Raw genomic sequence first — 21291 nt, forward strand, 5'->3', positions numbered from 1 at the left:
CTTCGTCGCCGAACGCTGCCTCGCGGTGCTCGACAGCTGCTACGGGGGATCAGCCGGCCGCTAATTGCTCGCCACGGTGAATATCGATCATGAAACGCTCCGCCGGCAGCGGGTGCCCGAGCAGGTAACCCTGCAACGAATCACACCCCAGTTTGGTCAGGAAGTCCTGCTGCACACCGGTCTCCACGCCTTCTGCCACAATCCGCAAACCCAGTGCCTGACCGAGCGCAACGATCGCCGAGACGATGGCGGCGTCATCACTGTCATGTTCCAGATCCCGGACAAAACCCCGGTCGATCTTCAGTTCGTTGGCCGGCAAACGCTTGAGGTACATCAAGCTCGAATAACCGGTGCCGAAGTCATCGATCGACAAATCGACGCCCATTTCCGACAGTTCCTGCAGCACGGTCATGCTCGCATCGGCGTCGCTCATGGCGGTGGTTTCGGTGATTTCCAGGGTCAGGCTGTTGGCCGGCAAATGGTGCGTGGCCAAGGCCTTGGCCACGCTCTGGACCAGGCCGGCGTGACAGAACTGCAACGCCGAGAGATTCACGGCGATGCGCCAGTCGGTGTAGCCGAGCACATACCATTCGCGCATCTGCCGACAGGCTTCGTTGAGCACCCAGTCGCCGATGGGAATGATCAGCCCGGTCTTTTCCGCCAGTTCGATGAACTTGTCCGGCAGCAACATGCCCTGGGTTGGATGTTCCCAGCGCAGCAAGGCCTCGGCACCGACCGGACGACCATTGCTGGCGTCGAATTTGGGCTGGTAATACAAGCTGAACTGTTGTTGCTCCAGGGCCGCGCGCAGGTCTTGCAGCAATTGCAGCTGTTTGCGTGCGTTGCTGTTCATCGAGGCATCGAAGAAGCTGTGGCCGTTTTTGCCCGCGCCTTTTGCGTGGTACATCGCGGCGTCGGCATTCATCAGCAGTTCCTGGGCGGTGTGGCCATTGCCCGGGTACAGGGCGATGCCGACGCTGGCGGAAATCTGCAGGTCATGCTCGGCCACCCGGAACGAGCGCGCGATCAAGCCGACCTGACGCGCCGCCAGGTTCAACGCATCGTTGGGTTCGCTCAGGCGCACCAGCAGCACGAACTCGTCACCGCCAATCCGCGCCAACGTGTCCTGGCTGCGCAAGTCTTCGCGCAGACGCAGGCTGACCTCACGCAACAACTGGTCGCCCATGTGGTGACCGAAGGCATCGTTGACCGGTTTGAAGCCGTCCAGATCGATGAACATCAGCGCAAAACAACCGCCCTGCTCTTGCACCTTGGACATGGCCAGTTCGATGCGATCCGCCAGCAGCATGCGGTTCGGCAGGCCGGTCAAGGTGTCGTGCAAAGCCAGTTGGGTGAGTTCGCGGTTGGCTTCGGTCAGCGAGTGCGCGAGGTCGGCGGTGCGTGCTTCCAAACGTGCATCGAGGATCGAGGTGAGCAAGGCAATGCTCAACACCGCGAGGGTGGTGATCAGCACCAGATTGTCCAGGCCTTTACCGCTCAAGCCGCTGAGGGCGGCGCCGCAGAAGCTGCCGTCCGGGAACCGTGCTGCGGCCATGCCGGTGTAGTGCATGCCGACGATGGCGAAGCCCATGATTACCGCGGCGCCGCCACGGATCAGGCCGACGTAGGGCGTGTGCTGGCGCAGGCGGAAGGCAATCCATAACGCCGCGGCCGACGCACCCACAGCAATCAGCAGCGAGGCGCCGAACAGCGTCGGGTCGTAATCGATGCCCGGCACCATGAGCATGGCGGCCATGCCGGTGTAATGCATGGCGCTGATCCCGGCGCCCATCACCAGCGCGCCGAACGCCAGTTGCCAGGCCGGCAGCTTCGGCTGGCTGACCAGCCACAGGGCAAAGCCGCAGGACAGGATGGCAATGACCAGCGAAAGCACGGTCAGGCTGAGATCGTAGCCGAGGTCGATGGGTAATTTGAACGCGAGCATGCCGATGAAATGCATCGACCACACGCCAATGCCCATGGCGACGGCGCCGCCGGCGGTCCACAGGTGAACGGCGCGGCCCTTGGTCGTGGCAATCCGGCCAGTCAGGTCAAGGGCGGTGTACGAAGCGAGAATCGCCACGCACAGCGAAATGAAAACCAGCGTGGGGGAATAGGTGCCGATGAGCATGGGATTTCTCGTGACAGCCCGCCGTACTGCATCCGTTCTCGGGGGGCAAAGTCGGCGATTGTACTGATTGCGCGGAAGAACGCACTGACAAAATTATCAAAAGGCCATCAAGCCGATGAAACGCTTGTTTGACACCTTTTAATCGGCCTGACACCACCGATGATCGTTCCCACGCTCTGCGTGGGAATGCAGCCAGGGACGCTCTGCGCAGTGGGCAGGAACGATCGGTGCGGGTTATTCCTTGTCACTCACCTGCAACTGCCCATCCCACCCACCGCCCAACGCGGCAATCAACTGCACACTGGCAATCAACCGGCTCTGCAACACGTTCAACACGCTTTGTTCGTTGTTCAACGCCGTGGCTTGCACCACCACTACATCCAGATACGCAATCAACCCGGCCTTGTACTGGTTCTCGGTCAGGCGCAGGGAATCGCGCGCCGCGTCCAGCGCTTCCTGGCGCACCGCCGCTTCGTCTTCAAACACCTTGAGTTGCACCAGGTAGTTTTCCACCTCGCGGAAGCCATCGAGCACGGTTTGGCGGTACTTGGCCACAGTTTCGTCGTAGAGCGCTTCGTTGCGATCGACTTCCGCCGAGCGTGAGCCACCGTCGAACAATGGCAAGTTCAATTTCGGCCCCACCGACCAGAAGCGGTTCGGCAAGCTGATCAGGTTGCTCGACGTACTGCTGCTGTAACCGCCGCTGAGGCTCAGGCTCAGGTCCGGGTAGTACGCAGCTTTCGCTACGCCGATGTTGGCGTTGGCGGAGATCACCGAACGCTCGGCGGAAGCGATGTCCGGGCGGCGTTCGAGCAGTTGCGACGGCAGGCTCAGGGGAATCTGCGGCAGTTTCGGGATGTCCTGGGTTTCCGCGAGGTTGAACTGCGCCGGTGGCAGGCCGATCAACACCGCAATAGCGTTTTCAAACTGCGCCCGCTGCCAGATCAGATCCACCAGGTCGGCCTGGGTGCTTTTGAGCTGCGCCTGGGCCTGGGCCACCGCGTCACGTCCGGAGACGCCGGCGCGGTACTGGTTCTGGGTCATTTGCAGCGAGCGTTGGTACGCCACGACCGTCGATTCGAGCAACCGTTTCTGCTGGTCGATGACCCGCAACTGAAGGTAGTTCTGCACCATCTCCGACTGCTGGCTCAGGCGCATGGCCGCCAGATCGGCAAAGCTTGCTTGTGCACTGGCGGTATCGGCTTCCAGCCCGCGGCGCAACTTGCCCCAGATATCCGCTTCCCAACTGACGCCCAATTCGGTGCTGTAGGTATTGCGAATCCCGCTGGCGGAACTGCTCAGGCTGGAACTGCTGCTGCCGGCGCCCTGACTGGAGCGAGTCTTGCCCGCACTCAAGTCGACCGTTGGGTAAAACGCCGCCCGGGCGCTTTTCACCAAGGCTTGCGATTGGCGATAGCGGGCCTCGGCCTGGGCGACGGTCTGGTTGGCACTGTTGAGTTGCTCCACCAGGCCATTGAGCTGCCGGTCACCGTACAACTCCCACCAGGCGCCACGGGCCAGGGAGTCACTCGGACTGGCCTGACGCCAGCCCTCGGCTTCTTTGTACTGCGCGATCTCGGCAGTGCGCGGGCGCTGATAATCCGGGCCGACGGCGCAGGCACTGACCAGGGCCATGCACAGCGCCAGGCTCAACAAGCGCGAGCCCCGGGCCAAGGCAATCGGTGCAGCCAGAGTGATAAGCGAACGGTCAGTCATAGCGGAGTTTCCAGAGCTGCATCGGTACGTACCCCACGCCATTTATTGAAGCGATGGCGCAGTTTGTCGAGATAGAGGTAAACCACCGGAGTGGTGTAAAGGGTCAGCACCTGGCTGAAGATCAGCCCGCCGATGATGGTCAAGCCCAGCGGCTGGCGCATTTCCGCGCCTTCGGCCCGGCTGAGCAACAACGGCAGCGCGCCGAGGATCGCCGCCAGCGTGGTCATCAGGATCGGCCGCAGCCGTTGCAGGCAGGCGCTGCGAATCGAATCCAGCGGCGTCATGCCCTGATGCCGTTCCAGCTGCAACGCGAGGTCGATCATCAGGATGGCGTTTTTCTTCACCACGCCGATCAGCAGGAACAGCCCCAACAGCGAGATCAGGCTGAACTCCCCGCCCAAGGCATAGATCGACAACAACGCGCCAACCCCGGCCGAGGGCAAGGTCGAGAGAATGGTCAGCGGGTGAATGTAGCTTTCATAGAGCACGCCCAACACCAGATACACCGCCACCAGCGCGCCAAGAATCATGAACGGTTGGCTCTTCTGGGTCGCGGCAAAGGCGTCGGCGGTGCCGGCCATTTTAACGATCACGTCTTCCGGCATGCCGAGCTTGGCAATCGCTCGCTCGATGGCGGCCGTACCCTGCTCCACCGTGACCCCTTCGGCCATGTCGAAGGAAATGCTCTCGGAGGCGAACTGGCCCTCGTGGCTGACCCGATCGTCTTCCAGGCTGTTTTCGTAATGGGCGATGGTCGACAACGGAATCCGCGCGCCATCGGCAGTGATCACTTGAACCTGCTTGAGGGTGATCGGGTCCTGGGCGTATTTCGGATTGACCTCCATCACCACTTGATACTGGTTGAGGCTGTCATAGATCGTCGAAATCTGCCGCTGGCTGTAGGCGTTGTTCAACACCGCCGTGACCATGTCCATGTCCACGCCCAGGCGTTTCGCCTGGTCACGGTCAACCACCAGAGTCACTTGCTGTGCGCCACGGCCTTCGCGGGCATCAATCGCCGTCAGCTCCGGCAAGGCCCGCAACGCCGTGACAATTTTCGGGTACCACTCGCGCAACGAGCCAAGATCGGCGCTTTGCAGGATGTAGGAGTATTGCGAGGTGGTCTGTTCACGACCGCCGCCAAACTGCAGGTCCTGATCCGCCATCAGCATCAACTGCGCGCCGGCGACCTTGGGCATTTCCTTGCGCAGGCGTTCGATGACCTTTTGCGCCGAGATATTGCGTTCCTTGATCGGTTTCAACCGCACCAGCATGAAGGCGTTGTTGGTGCCGTTGGTGCCGCCGATGAACCCGGCCACGCTTTGCACCGCATCGTCCTTCAGGACGGCACGACGGAAGATTTCCATCTTCGGCTGCATCACGCTGAACGACAGGCCGTCATCGCCACGCACAAAGCCGATCAACTGGCCGGTGTCCTGCTGCGGCATAAAGGTTTTCGGCACCACCACGTACAGCGCGACGTTGACGCCGATGGTCACGAACAGGCTGAGCAAGGTCAGCCTGCGGTGACGCAGCACCCAGTCGAGGCTGGTGGCGTATTTTCCGACCATCCATTCGTTGGCGCGCTGGCTCCAGCGTTGCAGACGGTTTTCCTGGCCCGGGGTGTGCGGCTTGAGCCAACGGGCGCAGAGCATCGGCGTCAGGGTCAACGACACAATCAGCGAGACGACGATGGACGCCGCCAGGGTGATGGAAAACTCGCGAAACAGGCTCTCGATGATCCCGCCCATAAACAGGATCGACAGGAACACCGCCACCAGCGACACGTTCATCGACAGCAAAGTGAAGCCGACTTCCTGAGCGCCGAGGTATGCCGCCTTCATCGGCGGCACGCCTTTGTCGATGTGCCGGGAAATGTTCTCCAGCACCACGATGGCGTCGTCCACCACCAGCCCGGTGGCGAGGATCAGCGCCATCAGCGACAGGTTGTTCAGGGAAAAGCCGTAGAGGTACATCACCGCGAACGTGCCGACCAGCGACACCGGCACCGCCAATGTCGGAATCAACGAGGCACGGAAGTTACCGAGAAACAGGAACACCACCAGAATCACCAGCGCCACGGCAATCAGCAGGGTCATTTCCGCTTCGTGCAACGTGGCCTTGATCACCGGCGAACGGTCCATCGCCAGGTTCAACTTGACGCTGGCCGGCAGCACCGCTTGCAACGCCGGCAACTGCGCCTTGATCTCGCTGACCGTCTCGATGATGTTAGCGCCGGCCTGGCGGTTGATCACCAGCAACACCGCTGCGTCGTTGTTGAAGAAACCGCTGTTGTAGCGGTCCTCGACGCCATCGCTGACCTTGGCCACATCTTTCAGGCGCAGGGCCGCGCCGTTGTTGTAGTGGATGATCAGCGACTCGTAATCCTTGGCCTTTTCCAGCTGATCGTTGGCCTGGACTTGCCACAAACGCTGGTCGTCCTCGACCGAACCTTTGGGTCGGCGCACGTTGGCGTTGGCGATGGTGTTACGCACATCGTCCAGGGCCACGCCGTACTGGTTCAGCGCCTGGGGTTCGAGCTCGACACGCACCGCTGGCAAGGAGCTGCCGCCGATCTGCACTTCACCGACGCCCTGCACCTGGGACAGGCTCTGGGACAGGATGGTCGAGGCCAAATCGTAGAGCTGGCCTTTTTCCAGCACATCCGACGTCAGCGACAACACCATGATCGGTGCTTGCGACGGGTTGACCTTCTTGTAGGTCGGCATACTGCGCATGCCGCTGGGCAGCAGGTTGCGCGAGGCGTTGATCGCCGCTTGCACTTCCCGCGCCGCACCGTTGATGTCGCGGTCGAGGTCAAACTGCAAGATCACCCGGGTCGAGCCCTGGCTGGAGCGGCTGCTCATGGTGTTGACCCCGGCGATAGCGCCGAAGGAACGCTCCAGCGGCGTCGCTACGGTCGAGGCCATCACTTCCGGGCTGGCACCCGGCAGACTGGCCTGGACCACGATCACCGGGAAGTCCATCTGCGGCAGCGGCGACACCGGCAGCAAGCCGAAGCTCACGCCGCCCAGCAACATGATCGCCAGGCTCAGCAACATGGTCGCGACCGGGCGCTTGATGAAAGGTCCGGACAGGTTCATGGCTGCTCTACCGCTTCCACGGTTTCAGATTTGCGGCCCCAGCGTCGACCGAGGCGGTCGAAGTACAGGTAGATCACTGGCGTGGTGAATAGCGTCAGCACCTGGCTGACCAGCAACCCGCCGACCATCACCAGACCCAGGGGTTGACGCAATTCCGCGCCGGACCCGGTGGCCAGCATCAACGGCACCGCGCCGAACAATGCCGCCAGGGTGGTCATCAGGATCGGCCGGAACCGCAACAGCGCCGCTTGATAAATCGCCTGCTCCGGCGCCATGCCCTGATTGCGCTCGGCGTCGAGGGCGAAGTCGATCATCATGATCGCGTTCTTTTTCACGATACCGATCAGCAAAATGATGCCGATGATCGCGATCATCCCCAGGTCATTGCCGGTCAACAGCAGCGCCAGCAAGGCGCCAACCGCCGCCGAGGGCAGAGTCGAGAGGATGGTGATCGGGTGAATGTAGCTCTCGTAGAGCACGCCGAGCACGATGTACATGGTCACCACCGCCGCCAGGATCAGCAGCAAAGTGCTCGACAGCGAGGCCTGGAATGCTTCGGCTGCGCCCTGGAACTGGGTCTGCACGCCAATCGGCATGCCGATGTCCTGCTGCACTTGATCGATGATGTCCACCGCATGCCCCAATGCCACGCCGGGCGCGAGGTTGAACGACATCATCACCGCCGGGAACTGGCCGATGTGGGTGATCGCCAGTTGCGTCTGGCGTTGCTCGACATGCGCCAGGCTCGACAGGCGCACCTGACCGCCATCGGTGGTCTTGACGTGAATCTGGTTCAGCGCGTCCGGGCCGATCTTCTCGCCGGACTGCGATTGCAGGACCACGCGGTACTGGCTGGCCTGGGTGTAAATGGTTGAAATCTGCCGCTGTCCGAAAGCGTCGTACAGCGCATCGGTGATATTCGACACCGACACTCCGACCCGCGACGCCGCATCGCGGTCGATCACCAGGTACACCTGCAAGCCCTTGTCCTGCAAATCGCTGGCAACGTCGGTCAGCTCCGGCCGTTGCGCCAGGGCTTCGACCAGACGACCGCTCCACAGGCTCAGCAACTCCGAGTCCGGCGACGACATGCTGAATTGGTACTGGGTGCGGCTGACCCGGTCTTCGATGGTCAAGTCCTGCACCGGTTGCATGAACAGGCGAATTCCGGTCAGTTTGTCCACTTCCGGTTGCAGGCGCGCAATGATCTTGGTGGCGCTGAGGTCGCGAGCGCTGTGGGGCTTGAGGTTGATCAGCATGCGACCGCTGTTCAGCGTCGAGTTATCGCCGTCCACACCAATGTAGGACGACAGGCTCTCCACCGAAGGATCGGCAAGAATCACCTTGGCCAATTCCTGCTGACGCTCGCTCATCGCCGCAAAGGAAATCGACTGCGGCGCCTCGGAAATGCCCTGGATCACCCCGGTGTCCTGCACCGGGAAGAAGCCCTTGGGCACCACCATATAAAGGAACACCGTCAGGCCCAGGGTGGCGATGGCCACCAGCAAGGTCAGCGGCTGGTGCTTGAGCACCCACTGCAACTTGCGTCCGTAGGCGGCGATCATCCAGTCGATGGTCGCGCCGCTGGCGCGGTAGAAACGGCCCTGTTCTTCTTCCTTCGGTTCACGCTTGAGCAGCCGCGCGCACATCATCGGCGTCAGGGTCAGGGAGACGACCAGGGAAATCAGGATCGCCACCGCCAATGTGATGGCAAATTCACGGAACAAGCGCCCCACTACATCGGCCATGAACAGCAGCGGAATCAGTACCGCAATCAGCGACAGGGTCAGGGAAATCAGGGTGAAACCGATCTGCTTGGCACCCTTGAGCGCCGCTTGCAGCGGACTGTCGCCCTCTTCGATATACCGGGAAATGTTCTCCAGCATCACGATCGCATCGTCCACCACAAAACCGGTGGCGATGGTCAGGGCCATCAAGGTCAGGTTGTTGACCGAGAAACCGGCGAGGTACATCACGCCGAAGGTGCCGATCAACGACAGTGGCACGGCCACCGAGGGAATGATCGTCGCACTGGCGCGGCGCAGGAACAGGAACGTCACCATCACCACCAGGGCGATGGCGATCAGCAGTTCGTGTTGCACGTCGGTGACGGAAGCGCGGATGGTCTGGGTGCGGTCGGTCAGGACGGTGACCTCGAGGCCGGCCGGCAGGTTGTCGGTGATGCTCGGCAGCAAGGCCTTGATCCGGTCGACCACTTCGATAACGTTGGCCCCGGGCTGACGCTGGATGTTCAGCAACACGGCCTGGTTTTCATTGGCCCAGGCAGCAAGGCGTTCGTTCTCGGCACCGTCGACAATTTCCGCCACATCCTTGAGCCGCAACGGCGCGCCGTTGGCGTAGGCGAGGATCAGGTTGGCGTAATCCTTGGGCGAGGTCAGTTGGTCGTTGGCGTCGAGCATCGACACCCGGGTCGGGCCGTCGAAGTTGCCCTTGGGCTGGTTGACGTTGGAAGCACCGACCAAAGTGCGCACATCCGACAGGTTCAAGCCATTGGCCGCCAGGGCTTCGGGGTTGACCTTGATCCGCACCGCCTGACGCTGGCCGCCGGCAATGCTGACCATGCCGACGCCGCTGATCTGGGCGATTTTCTGCGCCATGCGCGTATCGACCAAATCATTGAGCTTGGGCAACAACATGGTCTTGGAGGTGATGGCGAGGGTCAGTACCGGGGTGTCTGCCGGGTTGACCTTGTTGTACACCGGCGGTGCCGGCAGGTCCTTGGGCAGCAAATTGGTCGCGGCGTTGATCGCGGCTTGCACCTGCTGCTCGGCGACGTCCATGTTGATGTCGAGGCTGAAACGCAGGGTCAGCACCGAGGCGCCGCCGGAACTGGTCGACGCCATTTGCGTCAGGCCGGGCATTTGCCCGAACTGGCGCTCAAGGGGCGCGGTCACCGCACTGGTCATCACGTCCGGACTGGCGCCGGGATAAAGCGTCATGACGCGGATGGTCGGGTAATCGACCTGAGGCAGCGCCGACACTGGGAGCAGACGATAGGCGATGATGCCGGCCAAGATAATGGCGAGCATGCTCAGGGTCGTGGCGACCGGGCGAAGGATGAACAGCCGCGAGATGTTCATGCGCCCTTCTTCACCTTGTCGTTGGCGGTGGCTTCGGTGGTTTTTGCCGCGGATTTGCCTTGCAGGTGTTCGGTCGGGGTGGTCGGTACATCCTGGCTGTCGTTGACCACTTCCACTTCACTGCCTTCCTTCAGGCGGTCGGTGCCTTCAAGGACCACACGATCACCTACCGCCAGACCTTCGGTAACAACGGTGTTGTCGCCGTCGCTGGCGCCGACTTTCAATTGACGGATCGTGACTTTCTTGTCCCCGTCCATGGCGTAGACGAAGGTGCCGTTGGTGCCGAACTGGATCGCTGCCGAGGGCGCGAGCACCACGTCTTTGAGGGTGTCGGCCAGCAGGTGCACGTTGACGAACTGGTTGGGAAACAACGCCTGATCGCGGTTATCGTAACGAGCCTTGAATTTCAGGGTGCCGGTGGTGACGTCAATCTGGTTGTCCAGGCTCTGCAACACGCCGTTGGCCTGGATTTTCATGTCGCCACGGTCCCAGGCTTCCACCGGCAACTTGGCGCCGGTGTGGTAGCGGGCGAGCACGGTGTCGAGACTATTTTCCGGCAAGGTAAAGACAACGCTGATCGGTTGGGTCTGGGTGATGATTGCCAGTGCGGTGGTGTCATTGGCAGCGACGAGGTTGCCGACGTCGAGCTGACGCAAGCCGACACGCCCGGTAATCGGCGCGCGGATCTTGGTGAATTCGAGATTGAGCTTGGCGTCGTTGACCGCCGCCTGGTTGGTCTTGACCGTGCCCAGGTATTGGCCGACCAGTGCTTCGGCGGTGTCCAGGGTCTGCTTGGCGATGCTGTCTTCTTTATATAGGCCGCGGTAGCGCTCGACATCGACCTGGGCGTTTTTCAGTTGCGCCTGGTTTTGCAGCAAGGTGCCTTCAGCCTGGAGCAAAGCGTTCTGGTACGGACGCGGGTCGATCTCAGCCAGCAAGTCCCCGGCCTTGACCATCTGCCCTTCCTCGAAGGCAATCTTCATCAACTCGCCCGCCACGCGGCTGCGCACATTGATGGTGTTGAGCGCCGTGACCGTGCCCAATGCCTTGTAATACAGCGGGAAGTCACCCTTGACCGCCGGGGCCACCCGCACCGGGATCGGCCCGGTCGCGCCGCCAAAGCCCGGACGCATGCCCCCGGACTTGCCCGTATGCCCGGCAACGGCTTTCGGCTTTTCGCCTGCTTTATGCTCGGAACCGGCAGGCCAGAATTTCCAGCACACACCAGCGACGACCAACAGGACAAGCAGGCCGAACAGCCAGCGACGGGGACTACGGGAGGAGGATTGCATTGAATGATCAACCATTGGGCGCGTGGGCTTCTTCTACGGGAGGCTGAACGATAAGCACTGGCGGGGATTAAGCAAAGCGCCTTTACCGGCAATTTACCTTTGGCTTACGTATCAGGAGGTTTTGCTAAGACACTGAAGCACAAATGAAAACGGCCTGGACAGAGCCAGGCCGTTAACAATTGTAAAAGCCTTACTTCAGAACGGCGAGTGCCGCTTCGTAGTTAGGCTCTTCTGCAATTTCTTTAACCAGTTCGCTGTGCAGCACGTTGTCGTTTTCATCCAGCACCACGACAGCGCGAGCGGTCAGGCCTTTGAGCGGGCCGTCAGCGATAGCAACACCGTAGTTTTCGATGAACTCGGCGCCACGCAGGGTCGACAGGTTCTGCACGTTTTCCAGGCCTTCGGCGCCGCAGAAGCGTGCCTGGGCGAATGGCAGGTCAGCGGAGATGCACAGCACCACGGTGTTGGCGACGTCGTTGGCCTGGGCGTTGAACTTGCGAACCGAAGTGGCGCAGGTCGGGGTGTCGACGCTTGGGAAGATGTTCAGCACTTTGCGCTTGCCGGCGAAGCTCGCCAGGGTCACGTCCGACAGATTGCCGGCAACCAGGGAAAAGGCTGGCGCCTTGGAACCGGCTTGTGGCAGTTGGCCGTTGACTTGAACCGGGTTGCCTTTAAGAGTGACTTGAGCCATGAACGGAGTCCTTCTGGAGGTGTTGTTGGAAAATTTGAAGAGGCCGAAGTTAACCACGAAATGGCCCAACGACCTATGCCCGGATACAAATTGTGATAAGCCGACGCACAAATTGGATACACCACTTACAAGCGACACAAGAACCCTGTAGGAGCGAGGCTGTTGTGGCTCAATGTTTTTGGACCATGATGTCGGAGCATCTTTCTAAGGAAGCATCATGGGATATCGGTACGTTGCAAATTTTTGTTGGCAACGGTGTCGATTCAGGAAACGGCCATTCGACTAGTCAGTGAATCACTCACCTCCAACGGAGATAACACCATGCAATTCATGATCATTGTGAAAGCCAGCCCGGATTCCGAGGCCGGTGTGATGCCCACCGAGGAACTGCTGACCGCGATGGGCAACTACAACGAGGAACTGGCCAAGGCTGGCATCCTCCTTTCATGCGATGGCCTGCAACCCAGCAGCAAAGGCGCCCGCGTGCGGTTCTCGGGCGAAAAACGCACGGTCATCGACGGTCCGTTTGCCGAAACCAAGGAGCTGATCGCCGGTTATTGGCTCTGGGACGTGAAATCGAAAGAGGAAGCCATCGAATGGGTCAAACGCTGTCCGAACCCGATGCCGGGGACAGACGCCGAGATCGAGATTCGTCCGGTGTACTCGGCCGACGATTTCGGTCCCGAGTTCACGCCGCAGTTGCGTGAGCAGGAAGAACGAATCCGGGCGCAGTCGAAAAAGAGCTGAATCGATATCCCGGCGGGCACAGCCTGCGTGCCCGCCTCCCCCTGTAAATCCTCACGTCCCGCATCAACCCCCGCCGCCAACCTACTGTTTCTTATTAACTTTCTAGTACACAGAAAAAACGCCAATTCGCTCACAAAACCAAAGAATTAACCCTTTCGACTGGATAACCCACGGTTAGCTGCTAGCTTCAAAAGACGTGTCCTACAGGCTTCATTAGGAAAAAGACTACGCAGTAAAGGCCAAAAATATGGCCAAGTTCGTCCACTGAGCCACCAAGGAACCGGGGAATCATGTCGAAAATCCAGGGAAACCACGCCTTTTTATCGGTGGCACTCCTGGCGTCTGCCTTTTGTGCGCACGCCGATAACGCCGAGGAAGCCAATAAAAGTAACAACCCGCTGAATCTGGCGCCGGGCGCCAATCTGCAGGACTACTACACGCCCAAACTCTACGACACCAACGTCCACACCAACGATGCCTTGCTGCGCGGCACCTTGCCGGTGGCCCCCAACGATTTCATCGGCGTCCCGCAATTGCTGCGCGCGACCTTGCCAATCAGCACCCGACCCGACCCGCACAACGGCTACAGCACCGGCATCGGTGACCTGAACCTGTTCGATATTTTCCTGCTCAAGACCGACGGCGTGCAGCTGGGCATCGGCCCGCAAATTACAGCGCCCACCGCCGAGCAGGATGAATTGGGCACCGGCAAGTGGCAGGCCGGCCTCGCCGCGATTGCCATCGACTCGTCACCCCGTGGCCTGCTGGGCGCGCTGGTGCAGTACCAGAGTTCGTTCGCCGGCGACCATGATCGCGCCCACGTCGAAACCGCGACGCTGCAGCCCTTCATCATCCATAACCTGCCCAAGGGTTGGTACCTGCGCTCCACCGGCACGTGGACCTTTGACCTGAAGAACGACACCCATTACATCCCCATCGGTTTGGGTGGCGGCAAGGTCTGGAAATCCGGGACCAACATCTTCAACGCCTTCGTAGAACCCCAATGGACAGTCGAGCGCAAAGGCGATGGTTTGCCGCAATTCACACTGTTCGCCGGGATCAACGTCACCTTCGGCAAATAAGGACATAGATATGCACATTGCACTGCGTGCGGCGGGTTTCAGCATCATGGCGGCGTTCGTCAGCTGCGGCGTGGGCGCCCAGGCGCACGCCCAGGACCTCGATACACGGCTCGGCAAAGTGGCCATGGAAGGTGAACTGCCGGCCCATGAATCCATCGCCAAGCTCTACGCCGAGCTGGATTTCCAGCAGGCGACCCAGAGTTACCTGTGGGCCTTGCCGCTGGTGTCCTACGCCCAGTGGCAGGAAGAATTCCGCGACAAGCTTGGCGCCCACAGCGGCGACCTGATGGTGCTCAACAGTTACGAGGACAAGCTCGGTGTGATCACCGCCAACGCCACCACGCCGTACATCCTCGGTTTTGTCGACCTCAATGAAACTGGCCCGTTGGTGATTGAACTGCCGCCCGGCCCGACCGCTGGCGGCATCGGTGATTTCTGGCAACGGGCGATCATCGACATGGGCCAGACCGGCCCGGACAAGGGCAAGGGCGGCAAGTACCTGGTACTGCCACCGGGCGCCGAGCCACCGGCCGACGCCGGCAAGTATTACCTGACCAAATCCGAAACCATGAACGTGCTGGTGGGCTTTCGCGTGCTCGATCCGGACCCGGCGAAAGGCAAGGCGCTGGTCGAACAGTTCAAGATGTACCCCTACGCCAAACGCGCCGAACCGAGCAAGACCAAACTGCTCTCCCCCGGCGGCAAGGCCTGGTCCGGCACTCAGCCACGAGGTTTGACGTATTGGCAGCGTTTGCACCAGATCATTCAGAAAGAACCGGTCAACGAACGTGACCGTTTCTATATGGCGATGCTCGCCAGCCTCGGCATCGAGAAAGACAAACCGTTCAACCCCAACGACAACCAGCGCAAGGCCCTGGAGCAAGGTGCACAGGTCGGTGAACTGATCGCCAAGGCCAACACCTTCGCCAAACGTTTCCCGGATGCGCAGTACTGGAAGGACCGGCAGTGGGACACCGTGCTCAACATCGCCGAGCCGTCGCAACGGGTCGCCTACTACGACCAGTTGTGGGAGCGCAGCGCCTGGTTCTACGAGGCGGTCACCAACACCAAAGGCATGGTTTCGAAAACCCCGGGGCTGGGCCAGACCTACCTCGGCGCTTATACCGACGCCAAGGGCAACTGGCTCGACGGCGGCAAGAGCTATCGCCTGCACGTCGGCGCTAATCCGCCGGCCAAGCAGTTCTGGTCGATGACGGTTTACGACATCAATAGCCGGTGCCTGATCGATAACCCACAGCGCAAGGCCGACCTGTCATCCCGCCAGGACCTGAAAAAGAACGCCGACGGTTCGGTGGACCTGTACTTCGGCCCGACCGCGCCCAAGGGGTTCGAGAACAACTGGGTACAAACCCTGCCGGGCAAACACTGGTTCAGCTACTTCCGTTTGTATGCGCCGACCGAAGCCTATTTCGACAAGAGCTGGAAGCTTGATGACATTGCGGCGGTGGAATGACGCCGTCGGACAGATGTACGGCGAACCCAAAACCTGTGGCAGGCCTTACTTTGAAAGGACACCCCATGCAGCTTGAAAAAGCCCCACGCTTGATACTCGCCAGTCTCTCAATCCTGTTGAGTGGCAGCACCTGGGCCAACTTCACCGCCACCCCGGAAGAAGCCCGGGGCATCGCCAAGGAAGCCTATTTGTACGGTTTCCCGGTGGTGGAGATGTACAAGACCCTCTACACCCAGGCCGTGGACACCACGGGCGAGAACTTCAAGGCGCCGTTCAATAAAATCGGCAACACCGCCAAGGCCTTCACCGCCAAGGACACCGCGTTTGTCACGCCGAATGCCGACACGCCCTACTCGTTCATCTGGATGGACCTGCGCGCCGAACCACTGGTGTTGACCCTGCCGCCGATTGAAGAGCACCGCTATTACTCCGTGCAATTGATCGACGCCTATACGCAGAATTTTGCCTATCTGGGCACCCGCAGCACCGGCAACAATGGCGGGCATTTCATGATTGCCGGGCCGAACTGGCAGGGCCAGCAACCGGTGGAAATGGATCGCCTGGTGCGCAGCGAAAGCAACATCGCCTATGCGCTGTTCCGCACGCAGTTGTTCGACGACAAAGACCTGGCCAAGGTCAAGCAGATCCAGAAAGGCTACAAGGTCGAAACCCTGAGCCATTACGTCAAACACAAAGCCCCGCCCGCCGCAAAGAAAGTCGCCTGGCCCAAGCCGACACCGACCATGAGCGACACCCCGGACCTGTTCCGCTACCTGAACTTCATGCTCGCCTTCGCCCCGGCCCAGGACGCGGAAAAAGACCTGCTGGCGCGCTTCGCCAAAATCGGGATCGAGGCCGGCGAGCCGTTCAAGCTCACGGACTTCACCGCTGATCAACGCCAGGCGCTTGAAGACGGCATCAGCGACGCCAAGGCGGAATTCGCCGAGTTCAAGAAAACCAAGGTCGATACCCACGAGGTCAGCAGCGGCGATTTCTTCGGCACTCGCGATCACCTCAACGGCAACTACCTGTACCGCTACGCCGGCGCCAACATGGGGATCTTCGGCTCCGCGGAAGAGGCGAACTACATTGGTTACTTCGTCGACAAGGACGGCCAGCCGGTGGACGCCTCGAAACACGACTACACCCTGCATTTCAACAAGGGCGCCCTGCCCCCGGCTGATGCGTTCTGGTCCCTGACGATGTACGACGGCAAGAACAAATTGCTGGTGGCCAACCCGCTGAATCGCTACCTGATCAACTCGCGGATGCTGCCCGACCTCAAGCTCGATGCCGACGGTGGCTTGACCCTGTACGTCCAGCAAAAGGCACCGGCCCAGGACCTTCAAAGCAATTGGCTGCCTGCACCGGACGGCCCGTTCTATGGGGTTTTGCGCCTGTACCTGCCAAAACCGGAAGTTGCCAGCGGCCAGTGGCAAATGCCGCTGCTCAATAAAGTCGGGCCCTAAGAAATGAGCCGCGGCCCACAACATTGCAGGAGCAAACGCATGCGCGTGATGACACCCCGAAAAGGAATGACGGCGCTGACGCTGGCCCTGACCCCGCTATTGAGCCAGGCCGACAACGCCCGCGACTGGCAGAACCTGCCGACCGACCTGAACATGGTGTTCGGCTATTACAACCGCATCGACACCAACACGCCGATCGACACCGCGCTGCCGATCGATGGCCTGTCCCTGGACGCCAACCTGTACATCGCCCGCTACGCCCGATCCTTTGCGGTGGACGGGCGCAACAGTGCGATCCAGATCCTGCAACCCTACGCCGACATTTCCGCGTCGTTCGACAACGCCCAGTTTTTCGATGGCACCAAGCACAACGGCGGCATGGCCGACACCCAGTTTGTGCTGGTGCACAACCTGTTCGGCGGCCCGGCGCTGACCAAGGAAGAGTTCGCCAACTGGACCCCGGAAACCTTCCTCACCGGTGCGCTGTGGATTACCGCCCCGACCGGGGATTACGACAAGGACCGGATCATCAACATCGGCTCCAACCGCTGGGCCTTCAAGCCGGAAATTGCTTTCGGTACGCCCATCGGCCCGACCTGGCTGGAGTTCAACACCTACGTGTCGATGTACGGCGACAACGACGACTATCACGGCAACGGCAAGCTTGAGCAAAAACCGCTCTACGCCATCGAAACCCACTACAGCTACACCCTCAACCGCGCGTTATGGGCCTCGCTCGACGCCACGTATAACCGTGGCGGCGAAACCAGAATCAACGGCGACTGGCAGGACAACAAACAGGAAAACGGCCTGTTCGGCGCCAGCGTCGGGTTCATGCTGTCGCCGCAGTTCGGCGGTTTGATCGCCTACTCGGACACGGTTTCGGAGCGTACCGGTTCACCGGACGTCAACACCTGGACCTTGCGCTTGCAGTACGCCTGGTAACGGAGCGCCGCTGGAATTGCCGTTTGTCGTTTATCCCGGTCATTCCGACCTTTATGTTTTGAGCGAGGGACAGCCATGACCGCACTCACTGATTTAAACGCCCTGCAAGCCAGTATCGCCGAGTCCGTCCTCGGCCAGGATCAGGTGATCCGGCAGATCCTGCTCGGACTCCTGGCCAACGGTCATTTGTTGCTGGAAAGCCTGCCCGGCCTGGCCAAGACCCGCACGGTCAAGGCCCTGGCCAAGCACCTGGACGCGAAGATGAGCCGCATCCAGTTCACCCCGGACCTGCTGCCGTCGGACATCACCGGCGCCGAGGTGCTGCATCAAGTTGAAGGCAAGAACGAAATCCGCTTCCAGCCCGGGCCGCTGTTCGGCAATTTGATCCTCGCCGATGAGATCAACCGCGCCCCGGCCAAGGTTCAGGCTGCCTTGCTGGAAGCCATGGAAGAACGGCAGATCACCGTGGCCGGCAACAGCCATGGGCTGCCGGACCTGTTCATTGTCGTGGCGACGCAAAACCCCATCGAACAGGAAGGCACCTACCCGCTGCCGGAAGCGCAGATGGATCGTTTCCTGATGAAAGTGCTGCTGGATTACCCGAGCGCGGAAAACGAGAGCCAGGTGCTGCGGCTGTTGCGCGAAGAGGAGTTTGCGTTGGGCGCCAAGACCGCGCCGGTGCCGGGCTTTGCGCTGTCGCAGGAAGTGATTTTTGCTGCACGCCGTGAGGTCAGCGGCATTCATGTGTCCCCGGCCATCGATACCTACCTGATCGACTTGATCAACGCTACGCGCCACCCGGCGGATTACGACGCCGACCTCGGGCGCTGGATCGCCATTGGCGCCAGCCCCCGTGGCGGTATTGGCCTGGACCGTTGCGCCCGCGCCGATGCCTGGCTGCAAGGGCAGGATTTCGTCTCGCCGGACAACGTGCGCGCCGTGGTGCATCCGGTGCTGCGTCATCGTTTGCAATTGAGTTATGACGCGGTGGCTGACGGCGTGACGGCGGATCAGGTGCTGGATCGATTGCTCGACACAGTGGCGATTCCCGCATGAACACCGACGGTCTGGTCTATGTCTCTCTGGCGCAGTTGATGGCGCTGGAATTCAAGGCCCGTGACCTGAGTTTCCTCACGCGCCAGCCGCAAGGCAGCATCCTCGCCGGCAACCACGCCTCGCGTTTGCGTGGTCGTGGCTTGAATTTCGATGAGTTGCGCCGCTACCAGCCGGGTGACGACTTGCGTCACCTCGACTGGCGCGCGTCCCTGCGCACCGGCAAACCGGTGGTGCGCACGTTTACCGAAGAGCGCGACCGCCCGGCCTTGATCCTGGTGGATCAGCGCATGTCGATGTTCTTCGGCTCGCAACACAGCTTCAAATCGGCCATCGCTGCCGAACTCGGCGCACTCGCGGCGTGGATGGTGTTCAACGCCGGCGACCGGGTTGGCGGGCTGGTGTTCAACGATCAACGCATCGACAGCATCGCCCCGCTGCGCAGCCGTAAACGGCTCGAAGCGCTGTGCAGCCGCATCGCCCAGCACAATCAGGAGCTGAACGCCGCCAATCCGGACTTTGAAGATGAAGATCAACTCGACAAGGTCTTGCAGCATTGCCTGGCCGTGGCCGGTCACGATCATTTGATCTGCATCGTCAGCGACTTTGCCGGGGCCGGCGAACGCACCTTGAAGTTGATGCGGCAACTGGCGGCCCACAACGATGTGATCGCCATGCAGGTCTACGACCCCTTGGCGCTGAACCTGCCGAACAACGGGCGTTTGCTGGTGACCCAGGGCCAGTTGCAGGTGGAACTGGCGGTGGAACAGCGGCGGGTGCATGAACCGCTGGGGGACTTTCTCAGTGGGCGGCTCAAGGACGTCGCCACGTTGCTGCGCCGCAGTCAGGTGCCGCTGATGATGTTCAGCACCGCCACCGCGGCCCACGAACAATTGCGCGCCGAATTGGGAAAACTCAGCGGCGGCCGGCGATGAACCCGAACGTTCCGAGTATCGAACAGCTCCAGGAGCTGGGATTGCCCGCGCCGGTCAGTTACGCGCCGCAGACGTGGGGCTGGTGGGTGTTGCTCGGTGCGTTGGTGGTCATGGTGCTGCTGGTGAGCGCGCGCAAGGTTTGGCAATGGCGCCGGGATCGTTATCGGCGGGAAGGGTTGGTGCGGTTGGCGGAGTTGCAACGGCGTAGTGATGATTTGAGTGCGTTGCGTGAACTTCCTGAACTGCTAAAACGCGTCGCCCTGTCGATCCCCAATCCTGTAGGGGCGAGGCTTGCCCGCGAAGGCCGTTACGCGGTCCCTCTGAAAGACCGCGTCATCGTTCTTCGCGGGCAAGCCTCGCTCCTACAGGGGGTGGGTGCGTTGGGAGGTGATGACTGGCAGGCTTTTCTGGTGCGGCACAGTGCGCAACCACTGCCCGCCGATTTCAGCCAGCAACTGGCGCAGCTGGCCTACGCCCCCGACGCGACATTGCTGGCACTACCGGACGAACACCGCCAACAGCTCTTCGCCACCTGCAAACGCTGGGTGGAGCATCATCATGTGGCAGTTTGATTACCCCTGGCTGTTACTGCTGCTGCCGTTGCCGTGGTTCGGTTACCGCTACCTGCCCGCTTACCGCGAGGCTCGCAGCGCCGTTCGCGTGCCATTCTTCAGCGCCATGAGCCGTGCGATCGGCCAGGCGCCCAGCACCCCCGGCAGTCGCAACAACCGCTGGCAGCTGCTGTTGAATCTGCTGGTCTGGACGCTGTTGCTGATCGCCGTGGCTCGCCCGGTCTACGTCGAAAAACCCATCGAGCGTCAGCAACCGGTGCGCGATTTGATGTTGGCCATCGACATTTCCCAGTCCATGGAAACCACCGATTTCACCGATGCCAACGGTCAGAAGATCAATCGCCTCGCCGCCGTCAAAGAGGTGGTCCACGGCTTTATTGGCAAGCGCAAAGATGATCGCCTGGGCCTGATCGTGTTCGGCAGCGGCGCTTATCCGCAAGCGCCGCTGACCCTCGATCATGCCAGCCTGTCGTTGTTGCTGGACGACACCGGCATCGGCATGGCCGGACCCAATACGGCCATCGGCGATGCCATCGGCCTGAGCCTGAAACTGTTGGATCAGGCCCACGAACAAGAGAAAGTGCTGATCCTGCTCACCGACGGCAACGACACCAGCAGCGCCATCACCCCGGACCACGCCGCCGCGATGGCTGCAGCCAAGGGCGTGGTGATTCACACCATCGGCATCGGCGACCCGACGGCGGAAGGCGAGACCAAGGTCAACCTGCAAGGCTTGCAGCAAATCGCCGAGGCCACGGGCGGCAAGTTCTTCCGTGCTGAAGACCGCACGGCGCTGAATAAGGTCTACAGCACCCTCGACCAACTCACCCCGCATCAGGTGAAAACCCTCAGCCATCAGCCCAAACGTGATCTGTTCTGGTGGCCGTTGGGCGCTGCAATGGCGTTGCTGGCGTTGTATCACCTGGGCGCCCTGCTCCGTCCGCGCCTGTCGATGGCCCGTCAACGGCAGGAGGTCTGA

At 61.0% G+C, this 21291-nt stretch carries 15 protein-coding genes; 9 read left to right on the top strand and 6 right to left on the bottom strand.

Annotated features, from left to right (window positions below):
- Positions 1-49: 49 nt before the first annotated feature.
- The 6 genes from HKK53_RS05600 to tpx all read right to left on the bottom strand — a co-directional run bounded on the left by HKK53_RS05600 (position 50) and on the right by tpx (position 12035).
- A complete protein-coding gene (locus tag HKK53_RS05600; protein WP_169369928.1) occupies positions 50-2131 on the bottom strand; it encodes a putative bifunctional diguanylate cyclase/phosphodiesterase in 2082 nt (693 codons plus the stop codon).
- A 234-nt stretch (positions 2132-2365) separates the two neighbouring features.
- Entirely contained in the window at positions 2366-3847 is a 1482-nt protein-coding gene (locus tag HKK53_RS05605) for an efflux transporter outer membrane subunit (protein ID WP_169369929.1), read from the bottom strand.
- Positions 3844-6951 (bottom strand): efflux RND transporter permease subunit, encoded by a 3108-nt coding sequence (locus HKK53_RS05610; RefSeq protein WP_169369930.1) that lies wholly within the window; start codon positions 6949-6951, stop codon positions 3844-3846. The genes HKK53_RS05605 and HKK53_RS05610 overlap by 4 nt, the downstream gene beginning before the upstream one ends.
- Complete coding sequence (locus HKK53_RS05615) at positions 6948-10052, bottom strand: MdtB/MuxB family multidrug efflux RND transporter permease subunit (protein WP_169369931.1); 3105 nt, start codon at positions 10050-10052, stop codon at positions 6948-6950. The genes HKK53_RS05610 and HKK53_RS05615 overlap by 4 nt, the downstream gene beginning before the upstream one ends.
- On the bottom strand, positions 10049-11359 hold the full coding sequence (locus tag HKK53_RS05620) for an MdtA/MuxA family multidrug efflux RND transporter periplasmic adaptor subunit (protein WP_169369932.1): 1311 nt from the start codon (positions 11357-11359) through the stop codon (positions 10049-10051). Before HKK53_RS05620 ends, HKK53_RS05615 begins: the two co-directional genes overlap by 4 nt.
- 175 nt (positions 11360-11534) lie before the next feature.
- Entirely contained in the window at positions 11535-12035 is a 501-nt protein-coding gene (tpx, locus tag HKK53_RS05625; RefSeq protein WP_008030203.1) for a thiol peroxidase, read from the bottom strand.
- A 321-nt stretch (positions 12036-12356) separates the two neighbouring features.
- Here tpx and HKK53_RS05630 point away from each other — a divergent pair, with 321 nt between their 5' ends.
- The 9 genes from HKK53_RS05630 to HKK53_RS05670 all read left to right on the top strand — a co-directional run bounded on the left by HKK53_RS05630 (position 12357) and on the right by HKK53_RS05670 (position 21291).
- On the top strand, positions 12357-12782 hold the full coding sequence (locus tag HKK53_RS05630; RefSeq protein WP_169369933.1) for a YciI family protein: 426 nt from the start codon (positions 12357-12359) through the stop codon (positions 12780-12782).
- Positions 12783-13072: 290 nt separating this feature from the next.
- Positions 13073-13864 carry a hypothetical protein gene (locus tag HKK53_RS05635; RefSeq protein ID WP_169369934.1) on the top strand — a complete coding sequence of 264 codons (792 nt, stop codon included), beginning with the start codon at positions 13073-13075 and terminating at the stop codon, positions 13862-13864.
- A gap of 10 nt (positions 13865-13874) precedes the next feature.
- Positions 13875-15338, top strand: coding sequence for a DUF1254 domain-containing protein (locus tag HKK53_RS05640; protein ID WP_169369935.1), 1464 nt, complete (start codon positions 13875-13877; stop codon positions 15336-15338).
- 65 nt (positions 15339-15403) lie between these two features.
- Entirely contained in the window at positions 15404-16807 is a 1404-nt protein-coding gene (locus HKK53_RS05645; RefSeq protein ID WP_169369936.1) for a DUF1254 domain-containing protein, read from the top strand.
- A gap of 48 nt (positions 16808-16855) precedes the next feature.
- A complete protein-coding gene (locus HKK53_RS05650; RefSeq protein WP_237150794.1) occupies positions 16856-17752 on the top strand; it encodes a transporter in 897 nt (298 codons plus the stop codon).
- Between the two features lie 75 nt (positions 17753-17827).
- A complete protein-coding gene (locus tag HKK53_RS05655) occupies positions 17828-18808 on the top strand; it encodes an AAA family ATPase (protein ID WP_169369938.1) in 981 nt (326 codons plus the stop codon).
- Complete coding sequence (locus HKK53_RS05660; RefSeq protein ID WP_169369939.1) at positions 18805-19740, top strand: DUF58 domain-containing protein; 936 nt, start codon at positions 18805-18807, stop codon at positions 19738-19740. The genes HKK53_RS05655 and HKK53_RS05660 overlap by 4 nt, the downstream gene beginning before the upstream one ends.
- Positions 19737-20312, top strand: coding sequence for a DUF4381 domain-containing protein (locus tag HKK53_RS05665; protein ID WP_169369940.1), 576 nt, complete (start codon positions 19737-19739; stop codon positions 20310-20312). Before HKK53_RS05660 ends, HKK53_RS05665 begins: the two co-directional genes overlap by 4 nt.
- Positions 20299-21291: a vWA domain-containing protein gene (locus tag HKK53_RS05670; RefSeq protein ID WP_169369941.1), complete on the top strand. Its 993-nt coding sequence runs from the start codon at positions 20299-20301 to the stop codon at positions 21289-21291. Before HKK53_RS05665 ends, HKK53_RS05670 begins: the two co-directional genes overlap by 14 nt.

It is taken from the genome of Pseudomonas sp. ADAK7 (assembly GCF_012935675.1).
Classification (GTDB): domain Bacteria; phylum Pseudomonadota; class Gammaproteobacteria; order Pseudomonadales; family Pseudomonadaceae; genus Aquipseudomonas.

Coding starts and splice junctions, on each gene's coding strand:
- HKK53_RS05600 (WP_169369928.1), bottom strand. CDS start 2,131: ATGCTCATCGGCACCTATTCCCCCACGCTGGTTTTCATTTCGCTGTGC.
- HKK53_RS05605 (WP_169369929.1), bottom strand. CDS start 3,847: ATGACTGACCGTTCGCTTATCACTCTGGCTGCACCGATTGCCTTGGCC.
- HKK53_RS05610 (WP_169369930.1), bottom strand. CDS start 6,951: ATGAACCTGTCCGGACCTTTCATCAAGCGCCCGGTCGCGACCATGTTG.
- HKK53_RS05615 (WP_169369931.1), bottom strand. CDS start 10,052: ATGAACATCTCGCGGCTGTTCATCCTTCGCCCGGTCGCCACGACCCTG.
- HKK53_RS05620 (WP_169369932.1), bottom strand. CDS start 11,359: ATGGTTGATCATTCAATGCAATCCTCCTCCCGTAGTCCCCGTCGCTGG.
- tpx (WP_008030203.1), bottom strand. CDS start 12,035: ATGGCTCAAGTCACTCTTAAAGGCAACCCGGTTCAAGTCAACGGCCAA.
- HKK53_RS05630 (WP_169369933.1), top strand. CDS start 12,357: ATGCAATTCATGATCATTGTGAAAGCCAGCCCGGATTCCGAGGCCGGT.
- HKK53_RS05635 (WP_169369934.1), top strand. CDS start 13,073: ATGTCGAAAATCCAGGGAAACCACGCCTTTTTATCGGTGGCACTCCTG.
- HKK53_RS05640 (WP_169369935.1), top strand. CDS start 13,875: ATGCACATTGCACTGCGTGCGGCGGGTTTCAGCATCATGGCGGCGTTC.
- HKK53_RS05645 (WP_169369936.1), top strand. CDS start 15,404: ATGCAGCTTGAAAAAGCCCCACGCTTGATACTCGCCAGTCTCTCAATC.
- HKK53_RS05650 (WP_237150794.1), top strand. CDS start 16,856: ATGACACCCCGAAAAGGAATGACGGCGCTGACGCTGGCCCTGACCCCG.
- HKK53_RS05655 (WP_169369938.1), top strand. CDS start 17,828: ATGACCGCACTCACTGATTTAAACGCCCTGCAAGCCAGTATCGCCGAG.
- HKK53_RS05660 (WP_169369939.1), top strand. CDS start 18,805: ATGAACACCGACGGTCTGGTCTATGTCTCTCTGGCGCAGTTGATGGCG.
- HKK53_RS05665 (WP_169369940.1), top strand. CDS start 19,737: ATGAACCCGAACGTTCCGAGTATCGAACAGCTCCAGGAGCTGGGATTG.
- HKK53_RS05670 (WP_169369941.1), top strand. CDS start 20,299: ATGTGGCAGTTTGATTACCCCTGGCTGTTACTGCTGCTGCCGTTGCCG.